We start from the raw sequence: 17,236 nt of genomic DNA, 5'->3' as shown, positions 1-17,236 counted from the left end.
AGAAAATGTCACAGATATGAGTCTTGATTTGTCTTAAGGTTGTAGACCAAAATGCGGAGGCGAATGAGATGAATTTAAGAGTGAATTATAGAGTGGCTAATTCGGGTGCTTTCAAAGCAATGATGGCATTGGAGCAGCATGTTTCGGGTCAGTTTGAAGATAATAAAGTGTTATATGAGCTGTTGAAAATCCGTGTGTCGCAAATCAATGGCTGTGCGTTTTGTCTCGATATGCATGCCAAAGATCTGATGAAGCTGGGAGATTATGCCGATCACATTTTGCTGCTGAGCGTGTGGCGCGAGGTACCTTTGTTTACGGAAAAAGAACGTGTTATGCTGGAGCTGGCTGAAGCTGTAACGCTTGTTTCGGAACAAGGCGTACCACTTGAATTGTTTGAAAAAGTGAAGGAACATTTCAGTGATGCTGAACTGGTGGATCTGATCATGGCGATCAACACCATTAATAGCTGGAACCGGATCGCAATTACAACAGGGATGTATCCTGGTTGCTTTAATTAAGTAAAGTTACGACCATCTGCCAGAGGAGGCCATTCTCATGAAATTGGATTCCCTCATCAATGAGCCAGAAGTGTCTTCTCTGGAAGTTGGTGAATTGTATATTCGTTATAAAGCCTACGCCTTTTCCATTGCTTACCGCATGCTCGGTAGTGTGGTGGAGGCTGAAGATTTGGTGCAGGACTGCTTTGCAGAGCTTCAGAGCAAGTCTCTTGATAATATCCGTAATCCTAAGTCCTATATTGCTAAACTAGTCGTAAACCGCAGTTTGAATCTGCTGAACTCTGCCCGCAATCAAAGGGAAAGTTATGTTGGAGAATGGCTCCCTGAGCCGATGAGTGACGGTGGAATAGGGAACGTTCCGGAAGCAACGATGGAGCAGAAGGAGATGATTTCCTACGCTTATCTGGTTATGCTGGAGCAACTCACCCCAATAGAGCGTGCTGTTTTTGTACTTCGTGAGGCGTTCCAGTATGAGTATGCGGAAATAGCAGATTGGCTGAGAAAATCCGAAAGCAATTGCCGTCAAATTTTTAGCCGGGCCAGACGTAAGCTTCCCGATCGTCTTCCCCCGCTGGAACATCGTTCTGCTGATTATGCTGCCAAAGAAAAATTGCTGGCTCGTTTCACAACCGCTTTTCTAAATTATGATGTCTCCGAGATGCTGGAGCTGCTGGCCGAGCAGCCTGTATTTACTGCAGATGGCGGTGGACGTGTGCATACGGTCATGAGAACGATGAAAGTTCGTAAAGGTGTACTCGCTTTGTTGACCTCTCGCCGGGTGCTTACCCGATTGCGAGAACGAGATTGGGTGCACACATTCATCAATGGAGAGCCTCACCTTGCATTACTGGATAACGGTCAGTTGTCCGAAGTTCTGTGTCTCAAGCTGGACTCTCCAGGAGAGCGGATTGAGGGATTCTATCTCGTTGTGAATCCGGACAAACTTACATCGGTATCGACATAAAATACATTCTTGGAATGGAGCAAGAAGCGCTGAATGCATGCTAAAGCGGCACATCCATTAGAGAGGAGTGCTGCTTTTTTCACTTCTGGATCAAAGCCGTAGCAGCACAAAGAACAGCATCTTACAACCTTGGGGGTTGAAGATGCTGTTCTTTGTTGTTCTGGCTTATTTTAAATTAATGAAGAGGTGGTTTATTGTTCGTTGGCATTTGAGGTGCACCGGTTGCTGGGACATATGCTTGAAGCATCTGTGTCGTATCATTTGCATTCAGTTGAGGCACTTGATAATAAGCATGTTGATTTTGATACATGAAAATCTCGTAAGCCATCTCGATAAATTGTTGTACCTGCGAAGCAATAACTCGGCGTACGGTCCCATTCGTAATTTCAGGAGCAGACATGGCCAGCAGAGAGGCATGTGACTTGATCAATCCCAGCATATGACCACTGATGCCTGCATCTTTGACATCGGCTAGTGATTGATTCGGCTTTTTCGGTGCAGATGGCTTGAGGCCATATACGGGCGGAACGATGTTTGGAATCATGTAGGTTGCCGTCTCCTCATGCGGTTTCTGTCCAGTTGAGAAACATTCTGCCGTCAGATTGTACTGGGACAGCATGAAATTGTACTGACGATCAAGAAGTTGAAGCAGTTCAGTGTCCTGTACAAACGTTCTGAAAATCATGTATTGATCCAGCACGTTGATGGCCCCTGACAGAATTTCATGCATATCGAACATTTCATGTCCGCCATGGTTCATTTGAGGTGTGAAGCCTGGATTTGCGTTGTTTGCAGGTTGCATTCGGTTTGAAGGCTGCATTGAATTTGAATTCATGGTAAATTTGATTCTCCTTTGGGAAGTGGTATGATCCTAGTATGGTCTTCAACAGTAAATTTATGTAATGTGTTTTGGTTTTAAGCAAAAATAGAGACAGGTACGGTGGTGGTTGGATGGAAACGGACTGGAATGTTCCAAAAGCGTTATTCGTTAAGCATTATGGGAGCGCTGTACAGATGCATCGGAGTGGTGTTTATGCACAATATAAACAATGGGATGTGCCTCAAGAGCTGGAGCAGACATGGATGGAAGAAAGAATAGGTCAGTTAACCTCTGAATTATCTATCATGAACTGGGACGCGGTTGATGAGCTTACGTCGATTGCCAGATATCATGCTAATCCGCTGATTATCACTGCAATCACAGCATTTGCTTCAAGACAACTGACGAGTGCGGACAGTATGGTTCGTCTGGTGTATGCGGAACGTTTGATTGAGTTGATCAAGCGATATGAATCGATTATTCCGGTAGATGAGCTGCGGGAAGCCTATCAATTGACAATGAACTTGTTGGAGGATGTGGTAACCAAACCGTTGGTGCTTGATCCAGGACATGAACTACAGCAATATGGGTTAAAGGATAAGCGTGGGCTGAATTTGCGTGTGGAAAAGAACAGGGAAGAGATTATCCGATATTTTCGGAACTAAATGTATTTCATTGAATCAAGTGAGGTAAATATCATTGAGAAAACTGAATTATATCAAAATATTGATTTTCCTTAGTGTGGTCACGGTGGTGACCCTCGGTTTGTATTATGCAGCTGCAGATTGGTTGGATCAGCGCTATTTTCGCTTCCTGATCTGGAACCTGTTTTTGGGCTGGATTCCTTTTGTATTCTCCTATGTGGCTTATGGCTTCAGCCATGCCAAATGGAAAGGGGCGACATGGTTTGCCGTTGCAAGCGGACTGCTCTGGCTATTGTTCTTCCCGAACTCGTCCTACATTGTAACGGATCTCGTTCACCTGACGGCACGCAGTTCCCGCTATTATGGCGGAGGGGATGGATTGGACTACAAGTACTGGTATGACTTAATTGTGCTCTTGATGTTCGTTTGGACGGGCTTGTTGCTCGGATTCCTGTCGATGTATCAGCTTCAGGAAGTGATTCATCACAAAATGGGACGATGGTTTTCGTGGATTTTTGTGCTGGTAGGATGTGCTCTGGGTAGTTATGGTGTACTGCTGGGACGTGTGTATCGACTGAACAGCTGGGATGCGTTAACCAATCGTGAAACGCTGGTCAAAATTATGCATGAGAGTGTAAGTCGTCCGTCACTCGCTTTCTGTATGTTCTTTGGCACGTTTATTCTAACGATCTATGCAACGCTATACTATTTAATCAATACGAAATCTCCACATGCAAGGAAGACAGAGGTGTGATGTATATTTTGAAGGGGCTGTCCCAAAGTCATGAACATGACGGGACGCCCCTTTTTGGTTTAATGAACACAGTTCACACTATTGGACAAGATTCTCCATTTATTTCTTATATGCTACTAAATCCAGAATGGTCTGCACAACCAGCTCGGGTTCATCATGAATAATCATATGACTGCTTTTCGTGGCAATGAGAAGCTGGCTATTCTCTGATATGTTCAACATATTACGCTGTCCCGATTTCCAGATGGATTCCAGTTCCTCTCCAACTTCAACTGAAAGTCCTGCCTGAGCGTAGTCTTGAGGGAGCCCGCGTGCAATGATTCGTACAGGGATTGATCTGAGCTTTTGCCCCCTAATGGCATCTTCTGTTGTATAGGCAAGAGTGGCTTCTCTCTCCTTGGCATAAAAAAAGGAGGGGGTTGCGATTACATTGATAAACGCATCCCGATCTTGCTCTGCAACAAGCCCCTCAAGCATAAAGTTTGGAAACAGCCTGAAGCTCCCGAACAACTTCAGTAAGGATAAGAAGGAAGCAGGCGGGTTACCATGAAACTGAGCTTGTTCCAACAGGACTTTCGTATTCTTTTCGTCATCCTCAGGTCTCGCATCAATCAGGACAAGCCCCTGGATCTCTCTTATGTAGGTCTGTGTAAACAGCCTCGCATACATTCCACCCAGAGAATGACCAACTATAATATATGGTCCGCGGATGCCTTCTTTCTCCAAAGCATCGTGCAGCTCCTTAACGATGTTTGCGCCTGTGCGTTCTGATGGTGCAGACTCACTCCATGCATATCCCGCGCGATCATAAGTAACCACGGTTGCATGTTTTGCCAGTTCAAGTGGAATTTCTCTCCAAGACAAACTAGTCTCGCCACTGCCGGCCTCCATAATGATGGTTGGAGTACCGTTACCCTGTTGATGAATATGAAGCTTGTATCCTCCTGTTTCTACTAATCTTCCAGGAGGCGGATAATCTTCTCTGGCGTGATTAGAGGCATACCATTCATAGATGAAGCCTGCGCTCATAACGAATAGGACTGTAATGAATATTATAAGCATAAATTTTAGTGCTCTCCATTTTTTGGTGCGTGGCTTGTCTGAAACGCTGGTGTGGATCATATGCTAAGTCCTCTCTATAAATCTGTTCTTTTTAATACAAAGTATTAATAAAGGTTATTATAGCACTTTGTATTATAAAAAGAGAAGCTTGGTGTATAATGAAACTATGCCAAAAATCGTAGATCATGAAAAACAAAGAATAATCGTTGCTGACGCGGCCATTCGTGTCATCCGGGATAACGGACTGGATCATGCTACCGTACGAAATATAGCGAAGGAAGCGGGTTTATCTGTAGGTTCCATGAGGCATTATTTTGCCACACAGGCTGAACTCTTTGCCTTTTGTATGAACCTTTTTGCCGAAAGGGTGCAACAGAGAGTAGAAGCTTTACAGATGACTGATTCTGTATTGCAAAATATGAAACATTTGCTATTTTCCTTTCTTCCTTTGGATGAAGAAAGGAAAATAGAAATGGAGGTCTGGTTCTCTTTTTCAGCTAAAGTGCTGGTTTATCCCGAATTGCAGAAATTAAGTGATCAGATGCATCAAGGAATGTATCGGTCTGCTCAATTAGTAATTCAAGAATTGCAGAAACAGGGGATGACATGTACGGGAATGGATACAGAGATTGAAACAGAAAAGTTGTATGCCTTGATTGATGGACTTGCCATTCATATGTTGATGCAGCCAGAAAGGCTAACTGTTAAAAAGGTAGAGAACGTGATTGAACAACATTTGAGCATGCTTTGTCACGCATAACCGGAACTGAAATAGTGAATGAAATAACCCCATAGTTACCGGTTCGTGCCGGGTAAGCTATGGGGTTATTTCGAATGAATCAAGATCAAAGAAACTGTCTATAAGAGTTTCGCCAATTGAGGTGCAATCAATCTTGGGAACACATCGAGTGGAGGTTTTTCCTTCTTTCGTTTGTCGTTAGTGAGCACTGCAACGAGTTCCAGAGCCGGGACGATATATACAAATTGACCTCCAAATCCACGGGCATAGTAATAATGGAGTATGGGAGTGGGCTTTTCTGTAATCCCAGCCTCAGCCTCAGAAGTTTCGCTGGTATAGGCATCCACCCACCAGTGCCAAGCGTAACTACCATGATTGGGTGGGGTAACCGTAATGGCAGGCCTTGTAGAGCGGCTAACAAGATCGTTCGATATCAGCGACTGTCCGTTCCACATGCCTTGCTGCAAAAACAGCTGACCGAATTTTAACAAATCCCTCGGCAGCATCTTTAATCCGAACCCACCAGTATGTACACCCTGTGGGTCACTTTCCCATTCATACTCTTGAATCCCCAACGGGCCAAATAGATAACGTTCCGCGAACTCGGCTACGGACATCCCTGTACTTTGCATGAGGATGGCAGACAAGATCTGTGATACCCCGGAATTGTATTCCATATATGTGCCTGGCACATGACTTAAGCGTTGCTCCAGCGCAAAATTCACCCAGTGATCCGTACGTGTCATGCGCGGAAATGAATTCTGTCCACCAAACTCGTCCCAGTTGAACCCAGCTGCCATAGTTAATAACTGCTCTAACGTAATTTCCGGTTTACGTGGGTCAGGATCTGACCCCAGCTGTGGGAAAAAGGTGGAGATTGGAGTAGACGCTTCGGGCAGCCAGCCGTGATCCATTGCAATACAAATGAGCGCCGACAGCACACTTTTGGTACATGAATTCACTTTGGCAATATGAGTTGCTGCTTCGAGATTACGGTAGTGCTCGTATATGATTTCGCCACGTACGCTGACAAGACAACTGCGCAGATCCAGCGGCGGGATGGTTTGCTGTAACATGGATGGTATGGATGAAGGGTTCATAGTGTCCTTTCTTAATTGGGACATATCCCATAAATTGAGTGTCGTTAGAAAAAGGTTTGAGCCATTATTTTATCACACGATTTAATAAGTTCTCAATGTATAACCTCAGACTCCGGCATTAGTTAAAACTGGACCACAGACTGATTCAGATGTTCGTGTTTATTGATACACTCGGTGCAGCAAATAAATGGGGGTATTTTACAGCAAAAAGGGATATTAACTTTGGTTCAGAAGGTTCGGCATACCGATAAAAGAAATTACATATAGTGTACCTGATTAATCCAAAGTAATGTTCCATGCAAAGGAGCAAATGGTTGTTCATGAGACGCTCATAGGTCCAATGATCCTATCCTTCTCTGAATCAAGAACGCTTGGAACATTTCAATCGGTGAGCGCAATTGGCATGTTGATCAGCAGTCTGTGCATTGGCATGTTCACCCTAAGTAAAAAATATTCAAAAATACTTGTTTGGGGTCTGATTATATCCGGATTGTCCTTCTCCCTTTTGGAATTTACAACAAATATATATTTCATTATCCTTGCAGGCTTCCTGTTTCTGTCCTCCCTGCCCTTTGTCAACATGAGTGCAGATGTATTGGTGCGTAATAACATATCCAACGAGAAGCAAGGCAGGGTGTGGGGCATCATCGGCGTTTTATCGCAATTAGGCTTTATCGTTTCCTACAGTATCGCAGGATTTTTGGCAGACCATGTCTTTAACCCATTGTTGGAGGAAGGTGGAGCGCTGGCCTCGACCGTAGGATCATACATCGGCGTTGGTCCGGGAAGGGGCATTGCGTTCTTGTTTATTATTGCAGGCGTGTTTGTTATCGTTATTGCAGCCATCACTTCCCAACTTAAATCCATTAAGGGGTTGGAGAAGGGCATTGATATAAAGTAGATGATAGCCCCGGAACTTTATGTTTCGGGGTTGGTTTGAGCTTTAGGACAAGAACCTGATTTTGGTAGAGGCTTTGTACAGATGAAAAGGTTAGCAGGTATACTATGAATAATGAGCATTACAGGACTTATAGTCGTGTAAATATTTAACCAGAGGGAGGTTATTACCTTTGTTCAAAATCGGAAATCAAGGAACGTTTGAAACGTTGCCTGATCACGCCATGGCGATTTATAAGGGAGACGTTACTGGTGTAGAAGAACTCATAAACCAGGGTATGGAGCTTGAAAAAGTGATTACGCTCAGCAAATACATAGCTTTGACACCACTGGATATTGCCCTAATCACCAATCAGCAGGCAGTGGTCAAGCTTTTGGTGGAGCGCGGAGTGAACCTGAATGTGAAGGATAATCCAGCAATCCTCAAGGCGGCCAGATACTGCGGGGAAGATACGGTTCGATATTTGCAGAAGCATGGAGCCAAATTGAATGGACTTAATCATGTGAAGTCGAGTGCGTACGACGAGGCATATTACGGTAACAAAAAGAACATCCCAGTGCTGAAGGACCTCGGACTGGATATTCGAAAATATGGTGGAAAAACGTTACGAAAAGCCGTTTCGAATCACGATATGAAGATGGTCCAGTATTTGCTGGACGAGGGCGTGGATATCAATTACAACGAGTCCGCTATGGTGTATCCATACAAGGCGACACCCCTTACAGTAGCCGCTCGTAACAACAATATGAAGATGGTTCGTTATTTGGTAGAGCATGGAGCGGATGTAACCATTCAAGAGAAGGATGGGGAGCGGGCGTATACGATCGCCATCAGTCAGAAAAATGAAGAAATGGCAGAGTATTTGAAATCTCATGAGCCGCAAGACTTTCACAATCTAAACAACAAATTGCATGCACTCAAATCGTACAAGCTACCTGATGAATTAATCCGTTTTCTAACGGAAGGTCAGCGTAGAATCGACTTGCCGGGCAATCCGTGCGGCGTGGGATACATCGAATTCTTCCATCTGATCGATACCGTGGAAATGAAGTTGGGCAGACAGAAACTGCTGCGCATATCCTCTGACGTGGATCAATACTCCCATATTCTGATCGTCTGGAATCCAAGCAAAAAAATGATTGGCTACGTAGACATTGAACATCAGGAGCATGGAACGATTTCCACGTTCGAAGCGTTCATGGGCGATGCCGCATCATATATGGAGAATCTCCTAAATTAACTGGAGGGCCTCCGCCATCACAAGAACCTCTTGCATATTGTCGATATACAGGAGGTTCTTTAATGTCTCTACCATTCATGTATAGGAAAAATATCTCATGAAATATGAACTATACTAGTGCGAAAGGAGGTTATAAATGGTAAAATAGCAATGCCCAAACATGAAAAAACATTTTTGTTGAAAGATTAGCAGGTAAGTAAGCTATGAAATGATTTAATTTTAGATTGTTAGCAAGCGATTGTTATACGATTGTTTCAATGAAATTATAGTATTCTACTACTGGAGTGAGGAAGAGAAATGGCCATTATTGACGTAATCAAGTATGACGGTTCACCTGATGTATTTGCTTGGAAGCACCCTGAGAGTGAATTGGGAACATGGACCCAGTTGATCGTGAATCAATCCCAACAGGCGATCCTCTTTAAGGATGGAAGGGCGCTTGATATGTTTGGGCCAGGAAGACATACGCTAAGTACGGCGAATATCCCGATCTTAAACCGCCTCGTTAACCTTCCGTTCGGAGGTAAATCACCTTTTGCAGCAGAAGTGTGGTACGTCAATCAAGTAAGCGCATTAGACGTGAAATGGGGAACAGCAAATCCAATTCAGATACAGGACCCAAAATATAATATTATCGTTCCAGTGAGAGCATTTGGGCAGATGGGTATAAAAATAGCGGACTCTCGCAAATTTCTTGTCAAACTTGTGGGAACGCTGCCTGAATTTAACCAGGTTAATATGGTCAATTATTTTCGTGGGCTAATTATTATGAACATTAACTCCATGCTGTCCTCCTATCTAATACATAGAAAAGTAAGTGTACTGGAAATCAATGCTTATATCGCCGAAATTTCACGGCATTTTGCTGATACGATCACATCTGCTTTTGAAGAGTTTGGTATTGAGTTAATTAACCTTTATATCCATAATGTCAATCTGCCTGAAGAGGACTCTTCGGTCATTCGATTGAGAGAAGCGTTGGCACGCAAAGCCGAAATGGATATTATCGGGTACACCTATCAACAGGAGCGTTCATTCGATACGCTTGAAGGTGCAGCCAAAAATGAAGGAAGCATGCAATCGGATATTATGGGTGCTGGGCTTGGAATGGGGATGGGGGTTGGACTGGGAGGATCGTTCAGCAGCGAGATGTCCCAGATGTCCAAAGTGATGGCTACTACGGAAACGCCTGCTATACGTATATGCAAGCATTGCAGTCATCCGAACCAGGAGCATAGTTCGTTTTGCAGCAAATGTGGCAATTCACTTGCCGAAAAATCAGCAACCACCGGTTGTAACAACTGTGGACATGCCTTGCAGAAAGGGACCAAATTTTGTCCCAATTGTGGTGACAAATATCATGCATGCCCATCCTGTGGGGCGGATAATGCGGAGAATGCTTTGGCATGTATTCATTGTCACGAACCGATGCCTAGTCCATGCCCCAAGTGCAATCATATGAATTCGGGTCAAACTAAATTTTGCGGCAATTGCGGCTCCAGTCTGTCCTTGAAATGCAGCCAATGTCAACATGAAGTGAAGCCCGGTCAGAAGTTCTGTCTGGATTGCGGAAACAATCTGCAAGATGGAGGGCAGGCATAGTTATGGTTAAACGGAGCAATCTTCTCATTTTAAATGCTATCTATCTGATCTGTATGCTGTTATCCTCAGTCGTTTCTTTTACGGTCTTTAGTCATGCCATTGTATCGCTTTCTTTCTGGATGAATCTTGTGGCTTCTTATGTCGCGATTACGGCGATTTGGATTTATGTAAGGCATGTCATGCTACATATGGATCGCTTTAAACGATTTGTCCCTGGTTACACAGCTATAGGTATCGTGTTGGTGATTTATCTGATTTGTGTGATGATGTACTCCCTGTTTACAGGATCAGCAGATCATGGTCTCCGCTGGTTCGTTTTGTTACATACGGTAACCCTAGCGCTGGCAGTAATTCTATGTGGAATTATATTGATCTATATCCGGAGTGCAAGTCATCATCAAGCAGATGAACAAATGAAAACGGCTAACTTGAGATCCATCGAAAATGCTTTGCAACAGTTGCTCCATACGATGGAGGATCATTCCATCCTGACTATGGAGGAGGACAGAAAGGCGGTTCAATCATTAGTTGAACTGGTAAAGTACAGCGACCCAATCACTCCTGTTTCACTTGAGTATAGTGACCGTCAGATACTAAACGATATTGAATTGTTGAACGGTGAAATTGCTACACAGTATGCGGCAGGAGGATTGGTAAATAGTGAACGTCTCACTTCGCAACTGTCCAGGTTAAAGTCCCGTTTGAAAGAGCGGAATCAACAGATCATGACAAGCAAATCATAAATTCATAGGAGGAAAAGCTGTGAAGAGATTTTTTGGAGTTATATTCATTATACTTTCATCTCTGACAATCTTGTTATCTTTAATAATAATTCCCCAGGGAACCGATATGGCTATTATCGGTACGATTATTCTTTTTATACCCGGAGTAATCGTACTTGTTACAGGAATTAAAATGTGTAGACGACCTAAATTCCATCCTAAGGCTGATCATTATCAATATCATTACGACAGTGACGAGGAGTATGATGAAGAAGGGTATTATGAGGATGAATACCACGATCATGAATACCACGATCATGAATACGAGCAACCGCAAGAACCTGTATCTGTGAATTGTTCGGGGTGTGGAGCCAAGGTAAAGGTATATCCGAATTTGTCTGCGGACTGTGAGTATTGTGGAACAACGATGAGACTCTCCTAGCCTTACATAATAGACACCATGACTAATTTTGCTGATACGAGTTGTAACATCAGTTTTGCTCTATTTGTTATTTGGGGGAATGAAGATGAGAGTGTTTTTTTGGACTCTTTTTTATGTTCTTTGCAATTGCTATGCCGATCAGACTTCTTATGGAAGAGAATCTCATCGAAATTGGATATGGTCGTTGTTGTTGTCCGGGATGTGGGGCCAAGACGAAGGTATATCGGAAGCAATACACGGATTGTGAGTATTGTGGAACAACTGTTGAAGCATCGTAAAATGATTCAGAATGGATACGAAAAAGATAAAAGTCTGATTCCTACATGGAGTCAGGCTTTTATCTTTTAGCCCGTTTTGCGGATAAAAGTAAGAGAAAAAATCTCTTGTCTCATTCACCCTGAATCTAAAAATCTCTCGTGACGTTCAAACACCTCCCCCAGCTCCTTGCGATTAACCTTTATAGCAGTTGTCTGGTCCATTCCTGGTTGTGATTCCAGTTGATCCAACAATCCAACAAGGGCGTTATAAATTTCTTCACGTTCCATTGTTTCAATAAAGTTAGCTTTGGCGTCCAACTGATAAACCGTCTCGGTGTACTTCTCTACTAATGACATCAGTTGTTTCTGTATAACGCCCAATCGCTCATATTTTGACTTAATCTTCGATTTTTTTGAGGTGTTGTTTGTAAGTTTGAGCTACTTTTTTGGCATGCGCTGCTTTGATGTGATCCCGTCCGTCCCAGTCTCGAAAAAGGGTTCGTTAGATTCTCTGCTAGCCCTCCGGTTTGCACGGTTTACTGATCTCGAGTTCAAGCCCGGATGCGGCCTCTTCTGCTGGCAAACTGGTTAACCAAAGTTTCGACAGTTTCGGGATTTCTTCCGGGTCAGGGAATTGTTCTCTGCTGAATCCAAACAAGTCATATGTACTGAAGTCCTGTAACGCCTTCAAATGTTGAATGGATTCAAGATGAATCAGATTGCCTGGTTTGCCCCACAAACGCAATTCCGTAAGTTCCGGATAACGTTTCACAAGGGGTGCCAAATCCAGCTCAGTGATTTCTCTAATATGTAATCCGTCAAGGCGTGGAATCCCGTTGATAAGTGGCAGACCCGCTGCAACATTCAAGCTTAACCACTTTCCATATGCATCAATACGAAAGGCCAGGAGACGGCTTTCCTGTGAAATTTAGACTTTTTATCTTGGTATTCAAAGTGAAAGTTCCAATCCGCTGACATCGATGACGATTTTGGTCAAATGACTCTTACTGAGGTCCGGCGACTTTTGACCGTGGTTCGTGATATGGAATTCAATATCGGCTCCTTGTTAAGGAATGGTATCAGTGATTCCGAATATCCGTCCATTTGAATATCTGTCAAACACGACAGTTTGGCTAGTTCTGTCACATCTTCTTCAGACTGTGGCCTGAAATTGCTGATTTCCTGTCCAGTCCAATTGCAGGATTGCGGCAAGCTGGCGTGGCCCCTTACTCCCGGTTTCTTTCAGGCCAGTAACCTGGCAATCGGCATATTGTTGTAAATTTTCGACGTATACACAGTAAATGTCTCCGATCGTTGGGACCATGATGTGCTCCTTTCGTTCTGCATGAATCAATGCTAAGCTTCTTGTAAACTAAGGATTTTGCAGAATGATAATAAAAGAATGATATCAAAGGCGTCTAATCACATCGATTTTGGATAGAGCCGTAATTGAATCCATAGAAATCTAAATATCTAAGGGAGGTTATTTATGACTACAGGTATTAGCCGAAGCAAAACACTGGGTGAATTTTTGAAATCTCGGAGGAGCCGGATTCAGCCAGATCAAGCTGGAATCAGCGGATCGTATGGACAGCGCAGAACGCCGGGATTAAGACGTGAAGAAGTTGCTGTACTAGCAGGTGTCAGTGCAACTTACTACACCTGGCTTGAGCAGGGGAGAGAGGTTAACGCGTCTCGAGAGGTGATGGAAAGTATAGCGGGTGCGCTCCAATTAAGCGAGGAGGAGAAGGACCACCTATTTCGCTTATGGGACCCTAATGCAGAGCATGAATTTCCTGCCTCCTATTCACATCTCGAAGAGGGATGGCAGAGCATCATTAGTCAACTTGCATACCCTTCTTTTATTACGAATGAAAGGTCTGAAGTACTTGCATGGAATGAGGCAGCGAATGAAAAACTGTTCGCCTTTTCCTCGATGAACGTGAACGACCGTGTCATGATGCGAATGTTATTTCTGGATGCAACGCTCCGAGAACGTATGCATAATTGGGATGAATTTGCACGGCATTCGGTAGCGGTGTTTCGTACGTATTATGACAAGTATCCGGGTGAACCTGAGTTTTCCAAAATAGTTCAACAGTTGAACGAGGACAGCACGGATTTTCATAGCATTTGGAGCCTACACCAAATAAAACAGAAAAAAGTCAACCGGATCTATCTCGAAACAACAGATCGGGCGGATGGCATTGCCTATGCCTATGATATCTTTTCCATGAGCAATCTCAACGAACAGTCAGGTATTCATTGTTGTGTGTACATACCCGTTATGGAGTGACAGTAACGATCAGGGTGGTAATTCTAGTACTAGCATAAACAGACTGTGGTTGGGCCTCCGTTCTTGAAATAGAATGAGTACAAGTTCAATATCTTTCTATTTAATAACGAAAAGAGGGAACCGCATGATTAAGACAAGAACGTTGGGAAGCGATCATTTGCAAGTATCCGGGCTTGGGCTGGGTGTAATGATGATGCCAGACAACCAAGATTCGGTGCATACAATTCATGGTGCGTTAGATGCAGGCGTAACGATGTTCGATACAGCCGATTTGTACGGTGAATATGAAAAGCAGCAGTTTGGAGGCAACGAGAAATTGCTTGGGCGTGCGCTTAAAGGGCGAAGAGCCGATGCTATTGTAGCGACCAAGTTTGGTATAACACATACCCAGGGTCCCAAGGGAGATCCGGCGTATATTAAAAAATCAGTGGATGCCAGTCTGTACAACCTGGGGATGGATTATATCGATCTCTATTATCAGCATCGTCCTGATCCCAATACTCCAATTGAGGAAACGGTGGGAACACTTGCCGATCTGGTTCAACAGGGGAAGATCCGATATATAGGTCTGTCTGAAGCGCCTACGGAGACGATTCGTCGTGCGAATGCCGTTCATCCAATCACAGCGCTCCAAACAGAGTATTCATTGTGGAGTCGTGAGCTCGAAGATGAGATTTTGCCACTGCTAGGCGAGTTGAACATTGGGCTTGTCCCTTACAGTCCGTTAGGGCGTGGTTTCCTGACAGGCCAGATCCAAACGATAGACGACCTGCCGGAGGACGATTATCGTCGTCATTATCCACGTTTCCAGGGTGAGAATTTCCAGAAAAATCTGGAGGTCGTGCGCCTGATCCAGGAGCTGGCTATGCAAAAAGGGTGCACTGCCTCTCAACTTGCACTCGCCTGGTTACTTGAAAAAGGAGAACATATCGTTCCGATTCCTGGTACTCGCAGTTTGGAGAGAGTTCACGAGAATCTTGGTGCTCTGCAGGTTTCTCTCACCATTGATGAATTGGCAGAGATTGAACGGATATCTCCGAAAGGATTTGCCGCCGGAGGAAGATACCCGGGAAGTGCTTAAGATATAGCAAGCTATAGATAAAGCACTTAACGCCCCAGACCTGTTTTCAACAGGAAAAGGGCGTTTTTGTGTTTTACTTGAGAGTGAAGTTCTTCACTTGAACCTGATCGACAGATGAAGCTATACATTCGGATAAAAATTGAAATACAATCGTGTCCACGGTATTATCTCCGCGTATTAACGCATACAGTACAACAATGAGATGTGCGCCTATAAGGAGGAAACAGCGGTATGATTAATCCGATTCTGCAATCCCCGAATGTTCAACTGGCAGCCGATTCGACAACGGTTTTAAATTATCAGCGTGACTCGCGTAATTATATTACCCAGTTGTTTGGGGAGCAGTTGCCTACGATCAAAAATGGATTTTTCAACGTACACATGAGTAAAGGTATCATCGTTCAGCCACACTGGCATACCAATGTGACAGAGATGGTCGTTCTGATCAACGGTGAAGTTACCACCTCTGTCTACGACCCCTTTAAGCGGGAGCGGATAAGTTATCACTTGAAGCCTGGTCAAGTTTCGATATTCCCTCAAGGGTGGTTTCACTGGTTTGTGGCGGAGACCGACGATGTGCATCTGTTGACGATTTTTGATCAACCTACACCGGACATTGTGCTTGGGGCTGATTTTCTGGCTGCAACACCGCCTGAAGTTGCACATCGTGCATACTGCATTGATGAGGAGGCGTATGCAAAGGCAGTGGCTTCCATCAAGAATGACGCTATTTTGGGTCCGCCAATTGGATGCGTGGATTCTGTTTCCGATCAGGCGATCAAAGCTTCCAAATCATCCAAGAACTCAAAGGGATAACGATATAATTCCTTCTCCAATGAACGCATTCAGGCCCACGACCGGGAAATTCGGTTGTGGGCTTACGTTTTGTTCCAAATTAACACGGTCAGAATTCTCTACCTGCTGTGGAGTTTGAGGAATATGTGCTTGACCCCAATGTGTTTATGACCTGGGACCAACTGTTTGCTTTGATTCCTGGAAGAATTGAGGAAAGACTAAGAGAACTCGAAGTATGACATTGAATCCGTTTTTGATGTGAATGAAGAGGTGGAGTTATTTCAATGGATAATTTGATTTTCTTTATGATAATTTCTCGTTCGTCATTTTACATATGTATATAATAAAAAGTGCTTCATCATCCGTATGGGTGATGAGGCACTTTTTGTTGACCCGAGAGTCTAATCGCATTTAAAAATGAGATCCATAAATCGGTTCGCTGCCAGGGAAATCGGCATATTCCGCTTTGTCATGATGCCTACATGGGATGGAGGCAGGGGAACATCCAGCTGAATTTCGAAGAGAGAGCCTTCCTCCAGCTCTTTGGAAATAAACTCACGGGTTACATACGATATGCCCAATCCTCGACGTGCAAATTCAATTAACAAATCCACACTGCCGACTTCAATCTCGGGTTTGAGTGTATAGCCATAGCTGTTGAACAATTCCGTAATCGCCATCCGCACCCGGCTGTTCCGGGAGAAGAGAATCAATTGATGCTCCAGGAGCATCTCCAGTGTCATGACTTTATCCTTCAGCTGAGCATAACGTTCACCCGCAACAAAGCAGTCCTTGAGCTGAATACTTTCCCGAACTTCCAGCTGCGGATCAACGATGGGCATTCGAACAACACCCAGATCAATTTTTCCTTCTTTCAGAAACGTGATGACTTCCGGCGTTGTTCCATGACTCAGATGCAGCTTGATGTTAGGATATAGGACATGAAATTCTTCCAGATATGCCAGCATGTAATGCTTAAACAATGAATCACTGCCGCCAATCCTCAGTTCTCCGTTGTCTAAACTCTTCAGGGCGGCCATTTTCTCCTCCGCCAGCGAGATCAGAATCTGGGATTGTTCGATATAGGAATACAGACTGACACCTTCCTGTGTCAGTGCAACTCCCTTGGAATTCCGGTAAAACAACGTGAGGCCAAAGCTTTCCTCCAGCTGTTTGATAGCATGGCTAACGCTTGGTTGAGTGATATATAGCGCTTTGGCAGCTTGAGTCAAACTTCCTGTTTTGGCAGCCCAGTAAAATACCTTATATAATTCATAATTTGTTGTCATAGATATGGTCTAT

General features: G+C 44.0%; 21 protein-coding genes. 14 read left to right on the top strand and 7 right to left on the bottom strand.

Features of this window, described 5'->3' with window-relative positions:
• Positions 1-68 precede the first annotated feature (68 nt).
• Both Q0V21_RS02580 and Q0V21_RS02575 read left to right on the top strand, forming a co-directional pair.
• The gene (locus Q0V21_RS02580) at positions 69-518 is read left to right on the top strand and encodes a carboxymuconolactone decarboxylase family protein (protein ID WP_301877441.1); all 450 of its coding nucleotides are present in this window, start codon (positions 69-71) and stop codon (positions 516-518) included.
• A 37-nt stretch (positions 519-555) separates the two neighbouring features.
• Positions 556-1,482: a sigma-70 family RNA polymerase sigma factor gene (locus Q0V21_RS02575; protein ID WP_301877438.1), complete on the top strand. Its 927-nt coding sequence runs from the start codon at positions 556-558 to the stop codon at positions 1,480-1,482.
• A 175-nt stretch (positions 1,483-1,657) separates the two neighbouring features.
• On the opposite strand, the gene Q0V21_RS02570 is transcribed toward Q0V21_RS02575, so the two are convergent.
• A complete protein-coding gene (locus Q0V21_RS02570; protein WP_435874143.1) occupies positions 1,658-2,302 on the bottom strand; it encodes a spore coat protein in 645 nt (214 codons plus the stop codon).
• A gap of 131 nt (positions 2,303-2,433) precedes the next feature.
• Between Q0V21_RS02570 and Q0V21_RS02565 the strand changes: the two genes are divergently transcribed.
• Positions 2,434-2,967, top strand: a complete 534-nt coding sequence (locus tag Q0V21_RS02565; RefSeq protein ID WP_301877436.1) for a hypothetical protein — start codon at positions 2,434-2,436, stop codon at positions 2,965-2,967.
• A 34-nt stretch (positions 2,968-3,001) separates the two neighbouring features.
• A complete protein-coding gene (locus Q0V21_RS02560; RefSeq protein WP_301877435.1) occupies positions 3,002-3,700 on the top strand; it encodes a DUF1361 domain-containing protein in 699 nt (232 codons plus the stop codon).
• 99 nt (positions 3,701-3,799) lie between these two features.
• Here Q0V21_RS02560 and Q0V21_RS02555 read toward each other — a convergent pair whose 3' ends face one another.
• Positions 3,800-4,762, bottom strand: coding sequence for an alpha/beta fold hydrolase (locus Q0V21_RS02555; RefSeq protein ID WP_301877434.1), 963 nt, complete (start codon positions 4,760-4,762; stop codon positions 3,800-3,802).
• A 166-nt stretch (positions 4,763-4,928) separates the two neighbouring features.
• On the opposite strand from Q0V21_RS02555, the gene Q0V21_RS02550 reads away from it, so the two are divergent.
• A complete protein-coding gene (locus Q0V21_RS02550; protein WP_079349321.1) occupies positions 4,929-5,522 on the top strand; it encodes a TetR/AcrR family transcriptional regulator in 594 nt (197 codons plus the stop codon).
• Positions 5,523-5,620: 98 nt separating this feature from the next.
• Here the strand turns inward: Q0V21_RS02550 and Q0V21_RS02545 are convergent, their stop codons facing one another.
• Positions 5,621-6,601: a serine hydrolase domain-containing protein gene (locus Q0V21_RS02545; RefSeq protein ID WP_301877432.1), complete on the bottom strand. Its 981-nt coding sequence runs from the start codon at positions 6,599-6,601 to the stop codon at positions 5,621-5,623.
• Between the two features lie 310 nt (positions 6,602-6,911).
• Between Q0V21_RS02545 and Q0V21_RS02540 the strand changes: the two genes are divergently transcribed.
• The 6 genes from Q0V21_RS02540 to Q0V21_RS02515 all read left to right on the top strand — a co-directional run bounded on the left by Q0V21_RS02540 (position 6,912) and on the right by Q0V21_RS02515 (position 11,853).
• Positions 6,912-7,502, top strand: a complete 591-nt coding sequence (locus Q0V21_RS02540) for an MFS transporter (protein WP_301877431.1) — start codon at positions 6,912-6,914, stop codon at positions 7,500-7,502.
• A gap of 169 nt (positions 7,503-7,671) precedes the next feature.
• Positions 7,672-8,739, top strand: a complete 1,068-nt coding sequence (locus tag Q0V21_RS02535; protein WP_301877429.1) for an ankyrin repeat domain-containing protein — start codon at positions 7,672-7,674, stop codon at positions 8,737-8,739.
• A gap of 297 nt (positions 8,740-9,036) precedes the next feature.
• Complete coding sequence (locus Q0V21_RS02530) at positions 9,037-10,341, top strand: SPFH domain-containing protein (RefSeq protein ID WP_079349318.1); 1,305 nt, start codon at positions 9,037-9,039, stop codon at positions 10,339-10,341.
• 2 nt (positions 10,342-10,343) lie between these two features.
• On the top strand, positions 10,344-11,084 hold the full coding sequence (locus tag Q0V21_RS02525; RefSeq protein ID WP_079349317.1) for a hypothetical protein: 741 nt from the start codon (positions 10,344-10,346) through the stop codon (positions 11,082-11,084).
• 19 nt (positions 11,085-11,103) lie between these two features.
• Positions 11,104-11,505, top strand: coding sequence for a hypothetical protein (locus tag Q0V21_RS02520; RefSeq protein ID WP_301877427.1), 402 nt, complete (start codon positions 11,104-11,106; stop codon positions 11,503-11,505).
• Positions 11,506-11,676: 171 nt separating this feature from the next.
• Positions 11,677-11,853, top strand: coding sequence for a hypothetical protein (locus tag Q0V21_RS02515; RefSeq protein WP_301877426.1), 177 nt, complete (start codon positions 11,677-11,679; stop codon positions 11,851-11,853).
• A 44-nt stretch (positions 11,854-11,897) separates the two neighbouring features.
• On the opposite strand, the gene Q0V21_RS02510 is transcribed toward Q0V21_RS02515, so the two are convergent.
• The 3 genes from Q0V21_RS02510 to Q0V21_RS02500 all read right to left on the bottom strand — a co-directional run bounded on the left by Q0V21_RS02510 (position 11,898) and on the right by Q0V21_RS02500 (position 13,086).
• Positions 11,898-12,080 carry a hypothetical protein gene (locus Q0V21_RS02510; protein ID WP_301877425.1) on the bottom strand — a complete coding sequence of 61 codons (183 nt, stop codon included), beginning with the start codon at positions 12,078-12,080 and terminating at the stop codon, positions 11,898-11,900.
• Between the two features lie 196 nt (positions 12,081-12,276).
• Positions 12,277-12,630, bottom strand: coding sequence for a hypothetical protein (locus Q0V21_RS02505; RefSeq protein ID WP_301877424.1), 354 nt, complete (start codon positions 12,628-12,630; stop codon positions 12,277-12,279).
• Between the two features lie 285 nt (positions 12,631-12,915).
• Positions 12,916-13,086, bottom strand: a complete 171-nt coding sequence (locus Q0V21_RS02500) for a hypothetical protein (protein WP_301877423.1) — start codon at positions 13,084-13,086, stop codon at positions 12,916-12,918.
• 165 nt (positions 13,087-13,251) lie between these two features.
• On the opposite strand from Q0V21_RS02500, the gene Q0V21_RS02495 reads away from it, so the two are divergent.
• From Q0V21_RS02495 to Q0V21_RS02485, 3 genes are all read left to right on the top strand, one after another.
• Positions 13,252-14,058 (top strand): helix-turn-helix transcriptional regulator, encoded by an 807-nt coding sequence (locus Q0V21_RS02495; protein ID WP_301877421.1) that lies wholly within the window; start codon positions 13,252-13,254, stop codon positions 14,056-14,058.
• A gap of 127 nt (positions 14,059-14,185) precedes the next feature.
• On the top strand, positions 14,186-15,139 hold the full coding sequence (locus Q0V21_RS02490) for an aldo/keto reductase (RefSeq protein WP_301878395.1): 954 nt from the start codon (positions 14,186-14,188) through the stop codon (positions 15,137-15,139).
• Positions 15,140-15,370: 231 nt separating this feature from the next.
• Positions 15,371-15,955: a cupin domain-containing protein gene (locus Q0V21_RS02485; RefSeq protein WP_024630529.1), complete on the top strand. Its 585-nt coding sequence runs from the start codon at positions 15,371-15,373 to the stop codon at positions 15,953-15,955.
• A 380-nt stretch (positions 15,956-16,335) separates the two neighbouring features.
• On the opposite strand, the gene Q0V21_RS02480 is transcribed toward Q0V21_RS02485, so the two are convergent.
• Positions 16,336-17,223, bottom strand: coding sequence for a LysR family transcriptional regulator (locus tag Q0V21_RS02480; protein WP_024630527.1), 888 nt, complete (start codon positions 17,221-17,223; stop codon positions 16,336-16,338).
• Positions 17,224-17,236 lie beyond the last annotated feature (13 nt).

It is taken from the genome of Paenibacillus sp. 11B (assembly GCF_030487755.1).
GTDB lineage: Bacteria > Bacillota > Bacilli > Paenibacillales > Paenibacillaceae > Paenibacillus > Paenibacillus vandeheii.
Note: the sequence above shows the minus strand (reverse complement) of the source record. Positions and strands in the feature narration are given on the sequence as shown.

What these genes read in the sequence shown, in the direction of transcription:
- Q0V21_RS02550 (WP_079349321.1), top strand. Translation starts at nt 4,929, where the DNA reads ATGCCAAAAATCGTAGATCATGAAAAACAAAGAATAATCGTTGCTGAC.
- Q0V21_RS02570 (WP_435874143.1), bottom strand. Translation starts at nt 2,302, where the DNA reads ATGCAGCCTTCAAACCGAATGCAACCTGCAAACAACGCAAATCCAGGC.
- Q0V21_RS02565 (WP_301877436.1), top strand. Translation starts at nt 2,434, where the DNA reads ATGGAAACGGACTGGAATGTTCCAAAAGCGTTATTCGTTAAGCATTAT.
- Q0V21_RS02495 (WP_301877421.1), top strand. Translation starts at nt 13,252, where the DNA reads ATGACTACAGGTATTAGCCGAAGCAAAACACTGGGTGAATTTTTGAAA.
- Q0V21_RS02575 (WP_301877438.1), top strand. Translation starts at nt 556, where the DNA reads ATGAAATTGGATTCCCTCATCAATGAGCCAGAAGTGTCTTCTCTGGAA.
- Q0V21_RS02545 (WP_301877432.1), bottom strand. Translation starts at nt 6,601, where the DNA reads ATGAACCCTTCATCCATACCATCCATGTTACAGCAAACCATCCCGCCG.
- Q0V21_RS02555 (WP_301877434.1), bottom strand. Translation starts at nt 4,762, where the DNA reads ATGCTTATAATATTCATTACAGTCCTATTCGTTATGAGCGCAGGCTTC.
- Q0V21_RS02500 (WP_301877423.1), bottom strand. Translation starts at nt 13,086, where the DNA reads ATGGTCCCAACGATCGGAGACATTTACTGTGTATACGTCGAAAATTTA.
- Q0V21_RS02525 (WP_079349317.1), top strand. Translation starts at nt 10,344, where the DNA reads ATGGTTAAACGGAGCAATCTTCTCATTTTAAATGCTATCTATCTGATC.
- Q0V21_RS02485 (WP_024630529.1), top strand. Translation starts at nt 15,371, where the DNA reads ATGATTAATCCGATTCTGCAATCCCCGAATGTTCAACTGGCAGCCGAT.
- Q0V21_RS02540 (WP_301877431.1), top strand. Translation starts at nt 6,912, where the DNA reads ATGGTTGTTCATGAGACGCTCATAGGTCCAATGATCCTATCCTTCTCT.
- Q0V21_RS02580 (WP_301877441.1), top strand. Translation starts at nt 69, where the DNA reads ATGAATTTAAGAGTGAATTATAGAGTGGCTAATTCGGGTGCTTTCAAA.
- Q0V21_RS02480 (WP_024630527.1), bottom strand. Translation starts at nt 17,223, where the DNA reads ATGACAACAAATTATGAATTATATAAGGTATTTTACTGGGCTGCCAAA.
- Q0V21_RS02530 (WP_079349318.1), top strand. Translation starts at nt 9,037, where the DNA reads ATGGCCATTATTGACGTAATCAAGTATGACGGTTCACCTGATGTATTT.